10 protein-coding genes, 1 tRNA gene and 1 other RNA gene are annotated in these 15,366 nt (G+C 39.9%); 9 read left to right on the top strand and 3 right to left on the bottom strand.

Features of this window, described 5'->3' with window-relative positions; all coding sequences use genetic code 11:
- The first annotated feature begins 508 nt into the window (after positions 1-508).
- Positions 509-3,940, top strand: coding sequence for a leucine-rich repeat protein (locus tag RDV52_RS07030; RefSeq protein ID WP_004366333.1), 3,432 nt, complete (start codon positions 509-511; stop codon positions 3,938-3,940).
- Positions 3,941-4,048: 108 nt separating this feature from the next.
- Here the strand turns inward: RDV52_RS07030 and RDV52_RS07025 are convergent, their stop codons facing one another.
- Positions 4,049-4,468: an HU family DNA-binding protein gene (locus RDV52_RS07025; protein ID WP_004366334.1), complete on the bottom strand. Its 420-nt coding sequence runs from the start codon at positions 4,466-4,468 to the stop codon at positions 4,049-4,051.
- A gap of 621 nt (positions 4,469-5,089) precedes the next feature.
- On the opposite strand from RDV52_RS07025, the gene RDV52_RS07020 reads away from it, so the two are divergent.
- The 5 genes from RDV52_RS07020 (at position 5,090) to RDV52_RS07000 (ending at position 12,121) form a co-directional block, all read left to right on the top strand.
- A complete protein-coding gene (locus tag RDV52_RS07020) occupies positions 5,090-7,147 on the top strand; it encodes a protein-disulfide reductase DsbD family protein (RefSeq protein ID WP_004366335.1) in 2,058 nt (685 codons plus the stop codon).
- A gap of 286 nt (positions 7,148-7,433) precedes the next feature.
- Positions 7,434-8,168, top strand: coding sequence for a 16S rRNA (cytidine(1402)-2'-O)-methyltransferase (gene rsmI, locus RDV52_RS07015; RefSeq protein ID WP_004366337.1), 735 nt, complete (start codon positions 7,434-7,436; stop codon positions 8,166-8,168).
- A 3-nt stretch (positions 8,169-8,171) separates the two neighbouring features.
- On the top strand, positions 8,172-9,083 hold the full coding sequence (locus RDV52_RS07010) for a Cbp1 family collagen-binding glycoprotein adhesin (RefSeq protein WP_004362006.1): 912 nt from the start codon (positions 8,172-8,174) through the stop codon (positions 9,081-9,083).
- 379 nt (positions 9,084-9,462) lie between these two features.
- Positions 9,463-11,523, top strand: a complete 2,061-nt coding sequence (locus RDV52_RS07005) for a TonB-dependent receptor (protein ID WP_004366338.1) — start codon at positions 9,463-9,465, stop codon at positions 11,521-11,523.
- Positions 11,524-11,659: 136 nt separating this feature from the next.
- Positions 11,660-12,121: a hypothetical protein gene (locus RDV52_RS07000; protein ID WP_004366339.1), complete on the top strand. Its 462-nt coding sequence runs from the start codon at positions 11,660-11,662 to the stop codon at positions 12,119-12,121.
- A 258-nt stretch (positions 12,122-12,379) separates the two neighbouring features.
- Here the strand turns inward: RDV52_RS07000 and RDV52_RS06995 are convergent.
- Positions 12,380-12,453, bottom strand: a tRNA-Thr gene (locus tag RDV52_RS06995).
- 9 nt (positions 12,454-12,462) lie between these two features.
- Positions 12,463-12,555, bottom strand: an RNA gene (gene ffs / locus RDV52_RS06990) — signal recognition particle sRNA small type.
- A 156-nt stretch (positions 12,556-12,711) separates the two neighbouring features.
- Between ffs and RDV52_RS06985 the strand changes: the two genes are divergently transcribed.
- The 3 genes from RDV52_RS06985 to RDV52_RS06975 all read left to right on the top strand — a co-directional run bounded on the left by RDV52_RS06985 (position 12,712) and on the right by RDV52_RS06975 (position 15,347).
- The gene (locus RDV52_RS06985) at positions 12,712-13,239 is read left to right on the top strand and encodes a DUF4199 domain-containing protein (protein ID WP_004362009.1); all 528 of its coding nucleotides are present in this window, start codon (positions 12,712-12,714) and stop codon (positions 13,237-13,239) included.
- A gap of 28 nt (positions 13,240-13,267) precedes the next feature.
- On the top strand, positions 13,268-14,224 hold the full coding sequence (locus tag RDV52_RS06980) for a glycosyltransferase family 2 protein (RefSeq protein WP_004366340.1): 957 nt from the start codon (positions 13,268-13,270) through the stop codon (positions 14,222-14,224).
- Between the two features lie 91 nt (positions 14,225-14,315).
- Positions 14,316-15,347, top strand: coding sequence for an FAD:protein FMN transferase (locus RDV52_RS06975; protein WP_004366341.1), 1,032 nt, complete (start codon positions 14,316-14,318; stop codon positions 15,345-15,347).
- Positions 15,348-15,366 lie beyond the last annotated feature (19 nt).

Here is a 15,366-nt window from a genome sequence, read left to right as displayed (position 1 = left end):
AAGACGAGTTTTCTGAAGAAAGAAGTTAGCAGAATCTGTACTGCTTGTTAAATTGGCTACATCTACCCTATTTATTATTCGAAAAGCAGAATCTATTTGGTTTCGTCGAACCAACGAATCTACCTCAGTTAAACATCGGTTCGTCTCAGTCGAGGTGCACCTACAACCGAATAGAATAATTGTAAACAACAATATAATATGGAAGAATCTTTTCATTTCTGTTTATTTCTCTTGCACAAAAGTACATCTTTTTTTCTTAAAGATAAACAAAAGTAATACTTAATATGCCTATTTTCCGTTGCATTTTAGCCCCTAAAAGAAGTATACTACATTAGTATATATACTATAACATGCTATAAATCAACCACATACAGTATATTCAGATTTGCAACGCAGCATTTAAATAAACTTGTAAAACATTTCATTTGTTGTGTAATTTATTTTATTTTTGTCCTGACAATAATAAACTTAGAATGCTAAAATAGAACAACTTATAACAAACGACGGTATGAAAAAGTATATGAAACGAGTGTTATTAATGGCTACTTGTGCCATTTTAGGCTCGCTGAATGTCATGCGAGCAGGACACAACCAGCCTGGTGCACCTTGTGTAAAGATGCACTTTGCAGGCAAAACTGGTAGTAAATATGCGCTCTTGATTATGGGTGCAGAAGCAGGAGAGTACACGCTTGACTGGGGAGATGGTAAGACCCACAAAGGCAAACTCAACAAAACAGCCACACGAATACAAGGAAATATCGAAGCACAAGACCTGACTATTTATGGCAACATTGCAGTGTTGGAGTGTTCCAACAACCAACTAACAACGCTTGATGTTACGAAACTGTCCGCACTAACATATCTTATCTCGCGAAAGAACTTTGTAAGAGACTTGGACGTATCGGGCAATCCAGAACTGAAACTTCTCTACGTGCAAGACTCGCCGTTAGAACAACTCGACCTAACGCATAATTCCAAGATAGACAGTCTTATTCTAACCAATAACCGACTTAAGGAACTGACGCTTGCATCGCACCCAACGTTGGAACTATTAATGTGCACATCGAACGCACAACTAAAACACTTGAACCTAAAAGACTGTCCCAAGCTGAAACATCTTGATGCTTTGCAAACACTTGTGGACGAATACGACTTGAGCAAGAACAGCGAACTGAGGTATGTAGCCGTAGGATTAGGACGGCCATTGCGCACACTCTCACTACCAACAAACAACAAGATTGACACGTTGATGGTGCCTGCTGCCGGACTGAAGACGATAGATTTATCGCAAACAAAGCAGCTGAAACTGTTAGGAATAGACAACAACTACGAGCTTTCCCAGCTCGACTTGACGGGAATGACACAACTTAAAGCTCTGTCATGTGAAGGGAACGCCCTCACAAGTCTGAACCTATCAGCCTGCCGAAACCTTGAGTCGCTGGTGTGCAACAACAATCAGCTAACTACGCTCGACGTCAGCGGACTGAATAAATTAGAAACACTTACCTGTTTTTCTAACGACCTTGCCACACTGAACCTAACAGGCTGCACAAGCATGAAAAACTTAGACTGCTCGGTAAATCCGAAATTAAGCACGGCAGATTTCCCACGTTCGCTCACCTCGCTCAATTGTAGCAGCTGCAATTTCACACAGATAGAAACAACAATACTGCCATTGCTAACCAATCTTACTTGCGACGGTAACCAAATAGGCACGCTCAACCTGACTGCACAGACAAAACTCACTGCTATCAATTGTGGTAACAACAAAATTGAACAGCTCGATTTCAGCAACTGTACAAGTCTGCTCGACGTTGTCATTGCGGGCAATCCCATCAGCGGTGGCATTGGTTTCAACAACTGCAACAATCTGCGCTATGTTTCGGTGAACAACACAAAGTTAGATGCGTGTGCCCTGAATGCCATGTATCGTTCGTTGAGAGAAAAGCGGCCAGAGGACGACGAAAGCGACTTGCACGGCATTCTGCTATATAATAATGTGCCAGGAGCAGCCAAAGTGAGCAACACTCAGATTGCAACAGACAAGGGCTGGATGGTTTCGGTAGTAGGCGACGGAACAGGTTGCCAAGAAGAAGGCGACCGAATAAAGAAGGTTGTGGTAAGTGTGGATAAAGCAGGCGAACTTGAAGACAAGATTCCCGAGAACGTTTGGCTCGATGTTGTGGACACGCTGAAGATAGTTGGTCCGCTGAACAGTTACGACCTGCGCTGGGTAAGAAAGTTCTGCGGTTCCGACGAATACGGTGCGCTGATACCCACAACGCTAAAAAGAATAGACCTCTCCGAAGTTACCTTTGTATCTACAGGCGACACATCGGATAGCTATTACATCTTTACCGATGACATGGGCAAGGACAGAAAGTACTTTGTTGATGGCGCAAAGCCTACCTTGCTGCCCGAGAAGCTATTCTTTAAATGTTGCAGCATAGAGTCGGTGGTGCTTCCGAAACATATCCGAGAAATAGGCATCGGTGCATTCTTTAAATGCGTCAGCATGAAAGAAGTTTTAATTCCAGACGAAGTTACCGAGATACAAAACACGGCATTTGGCGTTTGCGACGCATTGGAAACTATTCAGTTGCCATCGAAACTAAAAACAATGGGCAACTACGTATTCACCTATTGTGCGAAGCTGAAAGAGGTTACGATACCCGATGGCGTAACGAAAATAAACAAGCGGACATTCGACCAGACGCCCAAGCTCAAGAAGCTGACGCTGCCAAAATCGCTCCGAGAATTAGCTATTGAAGCTTTCTTCGGTGCGAACGGATTGGAACAGATTCAAATTCCCGACGGCATTACCACCTTACCCGAAGGCGCTTTCGGTATGTGCGAAGCACTGAAGAAAGCAGAACTGCCCGCATCGCTCACAAAGATAGACAAGAATGCTTTCCAGGATTGCCACAACTTGGAGACGATAGAACTGAAAGAAGGACTAAAGCACATTGCCGTGTATGCGTTCCAGAACTGCAAGAAGCTACACAACGTTACGCTTCCAAACTCATTGGAAACCATAGAAAACGAAGCTTTCCTGAATTGCAACGACATGGCAGGACTGAAGTTGGGAAGCGGATTAAAGACGATTGGCGAGAAAGCATTCTTCCACAATCACGGCATAGAATCGCTCGAAATCCCTAAGACGACAGAGAAGATAGACTACGCTGCCTTTGCCGAATGCCTCGGACTGAAGCGAGTGGCACTGGGCATGTCGGCTGCCGAACTTGTAGACAATCCGTTCCTGGGTTGTGCTGCCCTCCAGTCGTTCGAAGTTGATGCCAACAATGAAAAGTATGCTGCAGAGAATGGTACGCTCTACGCAAAGGATTACACGACGCTCTACATCTATCCGAACGGAAAGAACGACAAGAACTTTACGATGAATGCCAGCACAAAGAAAGTAGCCGACTTTGCCTTCTGGTATTGCAAGAATCTTGAGAAGGTAGAGTTTTCGCCTGCTTTCAACGAGTTCGGATACAGAGCATTCTGCGGTTGCAGCGGGTTGAACAGTCTGACGGTCAAGACCAGTGCCCCCGTGGAAAACCCTTACACGGACGATGTGTTCGAAGGCGTAAAGCGAGAAACATGTACACTTACCGTACCGGCAGGAAGCAAGCAAGCTTACAGTGCATCGCGCACATGGAAAGACTTTAACATTGTTGAGGCCACGCCAGATGCTATAGAATCCGTGTACAGCGAAAAACCAACGGTGCAGAACCACGAAAACAGCATAGTCGTATCAGGCGTAGAGCCCCAGTTCAATACAGTTGCACTCTACAACCTTACTGGCTGCAAGCTCGCAGAAGTTGCAGTGCAATCAGGCAATGCCCGAATAGATGCAACTGGCGTTCCTTCAGGAGTCTACGTGATTACACTCCGTGGTGCCAAGAGAAGTTGCTCGCTGAAACTTATACGGCAGTAACCGCCACATCATCAACAAGACAAAGCATGCCGCCCCGACACTTCGAGGCGGCATGCTTTGTATTTGTCGGCATCGTCGTCGGTACGACAGCCCGTCAAACCCAGTTCCCTACAGCTTACTTTTCTTCTTCGACTTGCTCACTTGTTCGTACGACACATCGTTCAGCGTGAAATATTTAGGCGATGGCGAAAGCTTAACCATAGCCTTTTCTATATGCACGTTGGGCTTGAATTTTTCGCCCTTTGGCACTGCCTTGCTTTTAAACGATGGTTTAAGCGTACCCAGGTCGCCATATTCAACAATGTCGCCACTTGCCACAAGATCGCGTGCTACCTCTGCAGAATAGCTCAAAACAGCCGCAACTTCTTGCCGGGTGAACGTGGTTGCACGAGCCACTTGCGCACAAAAGCTTTCAAAATCTACCCGGCGACGTTTCGTCGGCTGTGCAATCTGCATTATCTGTTTGCCTTTCGGACCTACGTTTAGTTTACGCTCCACCAGAACATAGCTCAATGATTTTCCTGCCATAAGTCAGCAATAATCCTTCTCTTATTCTGTCTTCCGAAGCCGAAGGAATTAATCTTCAGAAGCCTTCTTACTACATTAACAGCACAAAGATAATTAATTCTTTCGGTTTTTACAACGAATAGATCCATAAAAACTTATAAGTTTTCAATAAAGAGTTTATAAGCTATAAATGAAAAGCTTATAAGCTATTTGCAGAAAGCTTATAAGCTATTTATAGAAAGCTTATAAGCTATTAATTAAAAACTTATGAGCTTTTAAATAAAAGCTTATAAATTACTTGTAATAAGCTAATAAGAAATCTGCAATGAGTCAATAGAGAACAAGGGCGTTATCAATGGTGAACGCCTGGAGACACATTGAATTGGCGTTGCTTGGTTCGTTATGTTTTATACGTTGAACCATTCAGTCCGTCCGGCTTCACCTTAATTATATATGCATTTAAAGCCACGTCATATGGCTTTACAACATTTGCAAGGTGAAAAAACAACAATAAAAAAGAACAAATATAACATAATGGCTTTGTTTTTAAAAAAATAACATTACCTTTGCACGCAGTAATCTTTCCATATAAAAGACTGCATTACATGAAAACAAAACAACAATTTAAATAAGCTAACAACAATGAGATCTAAGATTCTTTTAGCCTTGTTTGCGTTATTCAGCCTCACAGCGATGGCGCAAAACCCTGTACGTTTCAGTGTACAACAAAAGAAAGTATCGCCAACAGAGGTAGATGTTATCTTTACAGGTAAAATCGATGCAGGCTGGCACGTATATTCAACAGGACTTCCAGCCGGAGGACCAACATCGGCTGCACTCACCACTGAAAAGGCAGAAGGTGCGCAGCCAATGGGCAAACTGACACCACGAGGTAAAGAAATAAACGTGTTCGACAAGGTGTTCGAAATGAAACTCCGCTACTTCGAACACAGTGTGAGCTTCGTACAGAAATATAAAATAACGGGCAAAACCTACAAGATTGCAGGCTATATGGAATATGGCGCATGCAACGACGAAATGTGTATGCCACCTTCTTCTGTAGAGTTCAGCTATTCTGGCAACGGGCCAGCCGACGCACCGGCAGCAACAGAAACTACAGCAGCCAAAGAAGGAGAAAACGAAATTGGAGAAGCGGCAGCTGCTCCAGGTGCAACGACAGATACGGCAAAGACAGCCGAATTGGGCGGAACAATGCCAGGCGACTCTGTGCAAGCTGCAGGTACCGGCGCAGCAACGGCTTCAGAACTTTGGCAACCCGTGATTAAAGAGCTGAAAGCGTTTGGCGCAGAGAAAGACAACAACGACAAGTCTTTATGGGGCATCTTCCTCATGGGCATCGTGGGAGGCTTCATCGCCTTGCTAACACCTTGCGTATGGCCTATTATTCCAATGACGGTAAGCTTCTTCCTGAAACGTGCCAAAGACGACAAGAAGAAAGGTATCCGCGATGCCGTAACCTACGGAATCTCCATCATCGTAATCTACATGGGTTTGGCAGCCGTCATCACAGCCCTATTCGGTCCGCAGAAGCTGAACGAACTGGCAACAAACGCACCGTTCAACATCTTCTTCTTCCTCATGCTGGTAGTGTTCGCATTGAGTTTCTTCGGCTGGTTCGAACTCCGTTTGCCAGCATCGTGGGGAAATGCAATCGACAACAAGGCAGCAGCAACGACAGGTCTGCTTTCCATCTTCCTGATGGCATTCACACTTTCTTTGGTGTCATTCTCTTGCACGGCACCGGTAGTAGGACTTCTTCTTGTACAAGCAGCCACAAGTGGCGACTGGGTAGCACCGGCAATCGGCATGTTTGGTTTTGCATTTGCATTAGCTTTACCTTTCACACTGTTTGCATTGTTCCCAACATGGCTGAAGCAAGCACCTAAATCAGGTTCATGGATGAACATGATCAAGGTAGTGTTAGGCTTCATAGAATTAGCATTCGCCTTCAAGTTCCTGTCAGTTGCCGACCTTGCATACGGCTGGCGCATACTCGACAGAGAAACATTCCTCGCAATATGGATTGTTATCTTCGGAATAATGGGACTCTATCTCATTGGCAAAGTGAAGTTCCCACACGACGACCAGACACAAACAGCCATGCCGGTACCAGCAATTATGCTTGGCATGATATCTTTAGCCTTCACCATATATATGATTCCAGGTCTTTGGGGTGCACCTTTGAAAGCTGTCAGTGCATTCGCACCACCTATTTACACACAAGACTTCAACTTGCACCATCAAGAAGTAGAGCCAAAATACAAAGATTACGAAGAAGGAATGCGTGCCGCTGCACAAGCCGGAAAGCCAGTCTTGCTCGACTTTACAGGATTTGGTTGTGTAAACTGTCGTAAGATGGAAGGCGCAGTGTGGACAAATGCAGAAGTAGCTGAGAAACTTAACAACGACTACATATTGATTTCACTCTACGTAGACGACAAGACTCCGCTGAAAGAACCTATCAAAGTAAAACGTCCCGATGGAACAACACGTACGTTACGTACAGTCGGCGACAAATGGAGCTATCTGGAAGAATCTAAATTCGGATACTTGGCACAACCATTCTATGTAACGGTAGACAACCATGGAAATCCACTTAGCGGCAGCTTCGTTTACAAGGAAGATATTCCAGGGTATCTTGACTTCCTGAATAAAGGTATTGAAAACTACAAGAAGTAAACCACATAGGAAACATATCCTATCATCATAACTCAATAAGGCGGAAAACACAGCCTTATCAGTAAAAACAACAAGACCAACAAGTTTTAGTTCTCAGACAAACACTTGTTGGTCTTTTTCTATCTTAAACACCCACCTTTGCGCATTCTACTTTCTCTTCCACAACTACAATTATACAGAAAAACCAAGAAGTATTTGTTTTTATATGAATATGAAACAAAACTACATGTAAAAAATCCTAATTAATTTTGACATTCAATACTTTTCATTTACATTTGCATCACTTATGGGAATTTTATATCTTGTACCAACACCAGTAGGGAATATGGAAGACATGACATTTCGTGCCGTTCGTATTCTTAAGGAAGCAGACTTGATACTCTGTGAAGATACTCGCACGTCGAGTAACTTGTTGAAACATTTCGATATAAAAAACCATTTAGTATCCCACCACAAATATAATGAACACGGAACAGCAGCAAAAATAGTAGACAGGCTAAAGGCTGGCGAAACTATTGCGCTCATCTCCGATGCAGGTACACCCGGAATTAGCGACCCAGGCTTCTATTTGGCTCGCGAAGCTATTTCAGCAGGCATTACAGTCCAGACACTTCCAGGTGCCACTGCCCTAATTCCAGCAATTGTTTCGAGTGGTTTTCCGTGCGACCGCTTTTGTTTCGAAGGTTTCTTGCCACAAAAGAAAGGACGCAAGACACAGATAGAAAGCCTTGCCAGCGAAACCCGGACAATGATATTTTACGAATCACCCTATCGCATCGTAAAAACATTGGAACAATTCATCGAAGGCTTTGGTGAAAGTCGTATGGTTAGTTGTTGTCGCGAAATATCTAAGGTGTACGAAGAAAGTGTGCGCGGAACTTTAGTCCAAGTGCTTGCACATTTCAAAGAAACTACACCCAAAGGCGAATTTGTCATAGTATTGGCAGGGAAAGAGAAAGAGAGAAAAAGAAAAGACATTAACGAAGAGCAACATTCTTCGAAGTATAATGAAAATAGATAGAATATGAAAAAGCTATTAATTTATGCAGCTTGCGGTGCTATAGCACTTGCTTCTTGCAAACAAGAAAAGTCTACAATTAATCCCGCAGAAATCCAGAACGATTCTTTGCGTGCTATTATTAATGCCCGTGATAACGAAGTAAACGATATGATGGCAACACTCAATCAGATTCAACAAGGATTTGCAGAGATTAATGCAGCAGAAAACCGTGTTACTTTAGCAAAAGAAGGAGAGAAAGGAGATAAGACTGCACAGATAAGAGAGAATATACAATTTATTGCTCAACGTATGCAGGAAAATCGCGAACTGATAAAGAAACTCCAAAAACAGCTTCAAGAAACAGGATTCAAGGGTGAAGAAATGAAAAAGACCCTTAGTCAAATGACTGCTCAATTAGTACAGAAGGATAATGAGCTGAAAGCACTCCGGACAGAATTGGCTTCTAAGAATATTCACATTAAGGAGCTCGACCAAACAATTACTGGTTTGAACAGCGACGTTTCCAATTTAAAAGCCGACAAAGAAAATCTGACAGCTGCAAAACAGAATCTTGAAACAGAAAAGGCAAACTTGCAGACAGAATCGAACCAAAAGAGTGAAACTATATCTTCACAAGACATGCAACTAAATACTGGTTGGTATGTATTCGGCACAAAGAAAGAGCTTAAAGATCAAAGAATTCTTTCTGGTGGAAAAGTACTACAAGGCAGTTTCAACAAAAACTATTTCACAAAGATAGATATTCGTTCTACACGTGAAGTTAAATTGTACAGTAAGAATGCAACTATTCTTACAGCTCACCCAAGCAGCAGCTATTCACTTACGAAAGATGCAGCAGGACAATACATTCTTCGCATCAACGACCCACAAACTTTCTGGAGTACAAGCAAATATCTTGTAGTACAAGTAAAATAAGAATATAAACTTATTAAGTAGGAGGTAAGCACATTCACAGCTGTTTACCTCCTTTTTCATGCTAATCCTCTTCACACTGTATCGGACAGTAGAATTTATAATAAGAAAATAAAAATTCATAATAAGAAATGAGGAGAACTTTAATTAAAGATCATCTGTATTTTCATTATAAGTAGGTGTTCATAATTAATTACTGTAATATTTTTGGCATCAAGATGTTAAAATTTTATCCGTACGATTTCTTTCATAAGCAAACGTTTGCAAAATAATGAATGAATGTTTATATTTGCAAAATGAATGAATATGACATCTTTCAGATGTCATATAATTAGATATTAATCATCAGAAATCCATTAGAGATTGAATTACAACATTATATATGAAACTCCTATTTTCAGCACTAATAATCTTTATATTTAGTCTTGCTTCTTCTGCCCAGAGTCAGGATACATTGCAGGTGAAAAACTTACCAGAGGTAATTGTCAATAGCGGTAATCAGATAGAAACTTCACGAAAAGTCATTTTGCGCCCGACAGAAATGGAAAGAAAGCACGCCACTAATGGATTTGAACTAATAGACGTAATGAACACTTCTGAATTAGAAATTAATACACGTTTACATAACATTACCACAAAAAGTGGAGGAAGTGTCGTAATATGTATTAACGGAATGGAAGTGTCAGACGAGGAAGTAGCTTTGCTCCGGGCAAAGAATGTGCAATCTATCGAGTATGTTCGTACACCTGGAGGAAAATATGCAGGAAAAGCAGGTGTTCTCAATTTTATAACAATACAATATAAATATGGTGGGAATGTATATTTCTCAGCAGAAGAAGGATTTGCTTATAAACAAGGCAACTATCTTGGCTATTTAGACTACACTCGCAAAGGCGTTACACTTTCGTTTACTACTTCGATTGACTGGAACCATGAACATAGCTATAACGAAGGAACAGATAAGTATGTTTTCTCTGATGGCAATACACTTGAAAGGAATTATACATCAATGTCGTCATTATGTAAGACCAACAATCAAGGTGGGAAACTTAAGCTTACGTCTATCGGAAGTAAACATCGACTCAATATATATGCATCTTTTGTTCGTCAAGCTGTACCAAAATCCATTTCAATAAGTAATACTGAATATAATGGAATGTTCATTGGAAGAACCATGAAGAACGTTACAACACAGAATAGAAATATCTCTCCCTCTGTTTTTGCAAACTATACACTATGGCTTCCTAAAGAGCAGATGCTCGATTTTACAGGTTCTTTCTCTTATGGTCATAATAAATATTCAAGCTTATATGACGAGACTACACAATCTTCTATTGCTACAAATAGTCATGAAAATAACCATGCAATGACAGGCAAGGTTCAATATTTCAAAACTTTAAGGAACAACTATACTTTAACAGCTGTCGCCTCGCACGAACATAATTATTATAAGGATACTTACAATGGAAACTGGGGTGACGAACAAAAGCTTATTACAAATGCTACAATAGCAATGCTTCAGGTTGGCAAGAATTCAGAGAAATACTATTATTACCTATCTACTGGCATTTCCAACACAGCAGTAAGTCTGAATACAAATCATTATAATTATTGCCACCCAATAGCTTTTTATGGTGGAAACTGTATAATAAACAATCATAATTCGCTGTCGTTGAATGGTCTTTACACTCACACACTTTTCGATCCATCGAACAAAAATAATATGGTAATGAGGAAGTCCTTCTTTGAAGTTGTAAAAGGAAATCCCAATCTTAAAACACTGCGTGTGCTTAATAACACGCTATCTTATAACGGACAGTTCGGAAATTCGCGAATATCGGTATCTTATAACAATTTCATATACTTTGACAATATCTGCCATGTGTATACAGCCGAAAGGCAGGTTATATACGACACGAAAGTTAATGAGGGGAACCTTTATGGCAATATGCTAACGGCATCTTACGCATACAATGCTTTTAACAATAAGTTGCGTTTGAATTTAACTGGCATTGGAGAACATAATGCTCTTAAAGGTAAGCATTACAACATTTCAAAAAACATATTGAGAGCCCATCTGACTGCCACCTGTCTCATTGGCGAACTACGAATTAAAGCCACTTATAAAACCCCATATACAGCTTTATTTGTGAGTGAACCTTATTTGGCACACAGAAAGCCACAATATGAACTTTCAGTAAACTGGAAACATAAGAACCTTTCTGTTGAGGGAATGGTACGAAATCCTTTCAGACGTTACGATGTCTCACATATTTCAATGGACTATGGCTGTTACAATCAAAATAGTTGGAGTTATAGCGAAAGCAATGGAAGGTGTGTAAATCTAAAATTGACATATAACTTCGGGTATGGTAAAAAGACAGAGAGAGGCGAAATAAACATAGACAAGTCTATTAATAATGCACTTTTGAAAGTGTATTAAAATTTGGGAAAATAGTTTGAAGATATATATACCTTTGTGCATAATTACGAAACTTATTTAATCTATTAAAAATGAAGAAATAACCTTTGTGTTGAATATAGCAATTCTGCTAACTTAAAATAGAAAGGAAAAGGTGATGAATAAACATTTTAAAAGAGGAATAATATCCATGAGTATATGGAATTTGTTCGTCATACTCCTTTTGGGAGCATATCTGTATATAACTAAAAGACCATTTAGTTATTTCATAGACGAAGAGACTGGAGGTTTTCTATCAGCAACTCTTTTTCTGTCGTGGGCACTCATTTGGTTTGGTATCGGACAACACTACAGTAAAGATTATGACATAAAGAGAAATATTTTCAAACAGAAGCATCAAGATATTGATATAGAAGGGCTTAATGTAATGTTCAGAAAAACGTACTTTGCAAATATTGCCAAGATGCTATCTTCGCTCTTCTTTATTTCTGTTCCGTTTTATCTGGCAGCTAACGTAAGAGATACCCCATCTTTAAAAGATTGCATATTCATTGGTCTGTTTATGATACTTTCTACCATTTCTTACCTATATTATAAAAAGAATAAAGAGGAAGCATAAAGGCAACGTCCTACAAATCTCACTGGGAAAGATAATTGTTACAGGATTTTTCTTCTTGAAACCTATATACCTTTTGCATATTTCGTTTCTCTTTTTCAGTCGTATAGACCTTGTAAAGAACATCAAAAAAAGCAAAATATGCATATTTTTTTAAATGTAAAAATGAATTCACCCTGCATTATACATAAAACAAGAAAATAATTGGGCAAAAAAAAGAGTACTTAGTGAAAAGTACCCTTAAAATTACTATTTATTTCGAGCCTCTTGTCGGATTCGAACCAACGACCCCGAGATTACAAATCACGTGCTCTGGCCAACTGAGCTAAAGAGGCGAAGGTGGGCAAGCGATTCTTATCGCGTCGCTACAACCTTCTGCCCTTGCTACGTTCCCGTCCTGGGGGATTAAAAGGGAGCTGACCGTAAGAGACTTGCCCATTTCTCTTTTCATTACTGAAAAGCGAGTGCAAAGATAGGAAGTTTTTTCTGAATAAAACAAGTTTTCAGTCCTCTTTTTGTGTTTTTAATAAAAAAATCGATTTTTGCAACAGCTATACACCTTATATATTATATAATTTCCGTATTTTTGCAGTATGAATTATGAAGAAATAAAACAACTTCGTGTCTATGCACGATACGACGGTATATATTTAGCAATAGTATGGACAGCAAGTTTCGCCTGCTTCTTGCTATTACCATTGTCTTCTGTTTTTTCTACTTTCAGTTCATTGCTCACAATATCAACTCCATTCTTTGTGGCCTACCGATTGAAAATATACAGGGAAGTAGGTTTAAACGGAATTATTTCGTTTAAGCGAGCTTATTTTTATTGCATGCGTGTTTTCGTAAATGCTGCTTTGCTTTTTAGTCTGCTGCAATGGCTTTATATGACCTACTTAGACCATGGGAAAGTGGTACGAATAATAACTTCCGTAACATCTCTTCCCGAATATAACAGTTTCTTTGCAGCAATGGGAATAGGCAGAAAAGAATTTATAGCAACATTACCAGAAGTTTTTTCGCCAACACCAATGGCAATAAATTGTTTAATGTACGAAGTTCTTTTTGGAGCAATTATTAGTCTTATAGTATCGGCTATAATGGCACGTAATAAAAAATAACAGAAACAACACTCGAAAAAATCAAGATATGGATATATCGGTTATAATACCACTCTATAACGAAGAAGAAAGTTTGCCTGAATTGCATGCTTGGATTTGCAGAGTAATGGATGCAAACCACTTCTCGTACGAAATAATTTTTGTAAATGATGGCTCTACCGACAAGAGTTGGGAAGTCATTCAACAGCTTAGCAAAGAAAACAAAAATGTGCGTGGCATCAAGTTTCGTAGAAATTACGGAAAGAGTCCTGCGCTTTTCTGTGGTTTTAAAGCAGCACAAGGCAATGTTGTTATAACTATGGACGCAGATCTCCAAGATTCGCCCGACGAGATTCCTGCACTTTACCAAATGATTACCGAAGAAGGTTACGACCTTGTAAGTGGTTACAAACAAAAACGCTACGACCCATTAACAAAAACCATTCCTACAAAACTTTTTAATGCTACAGCACGAAAAATTAGTGGCGTAAAAAATTTACACGACTTTAATTGTGGACTGAAAGCATACAAAAAAGATGTCGTAAAAAATATCGAGGTGTATGGAGAAATGCACCGTTATATTCCATACTTGGCAAAAGAAGCCGGGTTTACAAAGATTGGAGAGAAGGTAGTACACCATCAAGCACGTAAATACGGAACTACAAAGTTTGGGATTAATCGTTTTTTTAATGGTTATCTCGACTTAATAACACTTTGGTTTCTAACCAACTTCGGAAAAAAACCTATGCATGTATTCGGACTGTTGGGCAGTTTCGTTTTCCTTGTTGGGTTCATTTCTTTTCTCTGGCTGGTTATTGAAAAGACCATTAATCTTTTTAGTGGCATTTATGGCGATTTGCTCACCCACCATGCAACATTCTTCATTGCATTAACAGCAATGATTTTAGGAACACTACTCTTCCTTGCCGGTTTCCTGGGCGACTTAATAAGTCGTAACAGCGATAGACGAAACGACTATCTTATCGAAGAGGAAATAAACTTATAAAGTAAATACAGGATAGGAATATGGCACATACCATATTTCTATTCTTTCGTTTCTATACTTTGTAGTCCAACCGCTGAATTCGAATAGATTTATGGATAAAAAAACAAATAAGAAACTACTTTGGCAGTTGCCTTTTTTAGTGTTGCTCATAATAGGTGCTGTTTTCGTTATAAAACAACAACATTCTGCACCCTATCAATACAACGAGGGGCAGATTTTTGGAACGTTTTATCACATAACTTATCAAAACAATGAAGACTTGCAAAAGGAAATCGAGGCAGAATTGAAGAACGTAGACAATTCGTTGTCTACGTTCAATAAACAGTCTATCATTTCAAAAATAAACAGAAACGAACCTACTCAGCTCGACGAACTGTTCATAGATGTTTTCGATAAAGCAAAAACAATATCAAAAGAAACCGTTGGTGCTTTCGACATTACAGTTGCACCACTTGTAAACTTATGGGGATTTGGCTTCGGGGTTAAACATGGACAAAAGCCATCAAAACAAAGAATAGATAGTTTAATGCAATTTGTTGGCTATGACAAAATATCGCTCGTGGGGAAAAAAATACAGAAAACAGATCCACGCATAATGCTCGATTGTTCAGCTATTGCTAAAGGATACGGTTCAGATGTTGTGGCACGGTTATTCAGAAAGTACGATATTAAAAACTTTATGATAGAAATTGGCGGTGAGATAGTTGTAAGCGGAATTAGCGAAAATAATCAACCTTGGAAGATTGGCATTAATAAACCCGTTGAAGACAGTACTAATATGAATACCGAAATACAAACCATACTCAGCATTACCAACAAAGCAATGGCAACCAGTGGGAACTATCGCAACTTCTACTATAAAGGTGGGAAGAAATTTGCGCATACCATCGATCCTGAAACAGGTTATCCTGTACAACATTCTCTGCTTTCAGCTACAGTATTAGCTAACGATTGTGCAACAGCCGATGCTTTCGCTACAGCTTTTATGGTAATGGGTGTAGAGAAAGCCAAAAAGATTTTGGAAAATCATAAGGAACTTATGGCTTATTTCGTTTATTCCGACCAGAAAGGGAAACTCAAAGTTTGGTACAGCCCAGAACTAAAAAAGAAAATTGTACAATAATAGTTTAGCAATAAAGAGC

The sequence above is a fragment of the Prevotella nigrescens genome (genome assembly GCF_031191185.1).
GTDB lineage: Bacteria > Bacteroidota > Bacteroidia > Bacteroidales > Bacteroidaceae > Prevotella > Prevotella nigrescens.
The sequence above is the reverse complement of the archived record's forward strand: the minus strand, read 5'-3'. Positions and strand labels throughout refer to the sequence as shown.

What these genes read in the sequence shown, in the direction of transcription:
- RDV52_RS07030 (WP_004366333.1), top strand. Translation starts at nt 509, where the DNA reads ATGAAAAAGTATATGAAACGAGTGTTATTAATGGCTACTTGTGCCATT.
- RDV52_RS07025 (WP_004366334.1), bottom strand. Translation starts at nt 4,468, where the DNA reads ATGGCAGGAAAATCATTGAGCTATGTTCTGGTGGAGCGTAAACTAAAC.
- RDV52_RS07020 (WP_004366335.1), top strand. Translation starts at nt 5,090, where the DNA reads ATGAGATCTAAGATTCTTTTAGCCTTGTTTGCGTTATTCAGCCTCACA.
- rsmI (WP_004366337.1), top strand. Translation starts at nt 7,434, where the DNA reads ATGGGAATTTTATATCTTGTACCAACACCAGTAGGGAATATGGAAGAC.
- RDV52_RS07010 (WP_004362006.1), top strand. Translation starts at nt 8,172, where the DNA reads ATGAAAAAGCTATTAATTTATGCAGCTTGCGGTGCTATAGCACTTGCT.
- RDV52_RS07005 (WP_004366338.1), top strand. Translation starts at nt 9,463, where the DNA reads ATGAAACTCCTATTTTCAGCACTAATAATCTTTATATTTAGTCTTGCT.
- RDV52_RS07000 (WP_004366339.1), top strand. Translation starts at nt 11,660, where the DNA reads ATGAATAAACATTTTAAAAGAGGAATAATATCCATGAGTATATGGAAT.
- RDV52_RS06985 (WP_004362009.1), top strand. Translation starts at nt 12,712, where the DNA reads ATGAATTATGAAGAAATAAAACAACTTCGTGTCTATGCACGATACGAC.
- RDV52_RS06980 (WP_004366340.1), top strand. Translation starts at nt 13,268, where the DNA reads ATGGATATATCGGTTATAATACCACTCTATAACGAAGAAGAAAGTTTG.
- RDV52_RS06975 (WP_004366341.1), top strand. Translation starts at nt 14,316, where the DNA reads ATGGATAAAAAAACAAATAAGAAACTACTTTGGCAGTTGCCTTTTTTA.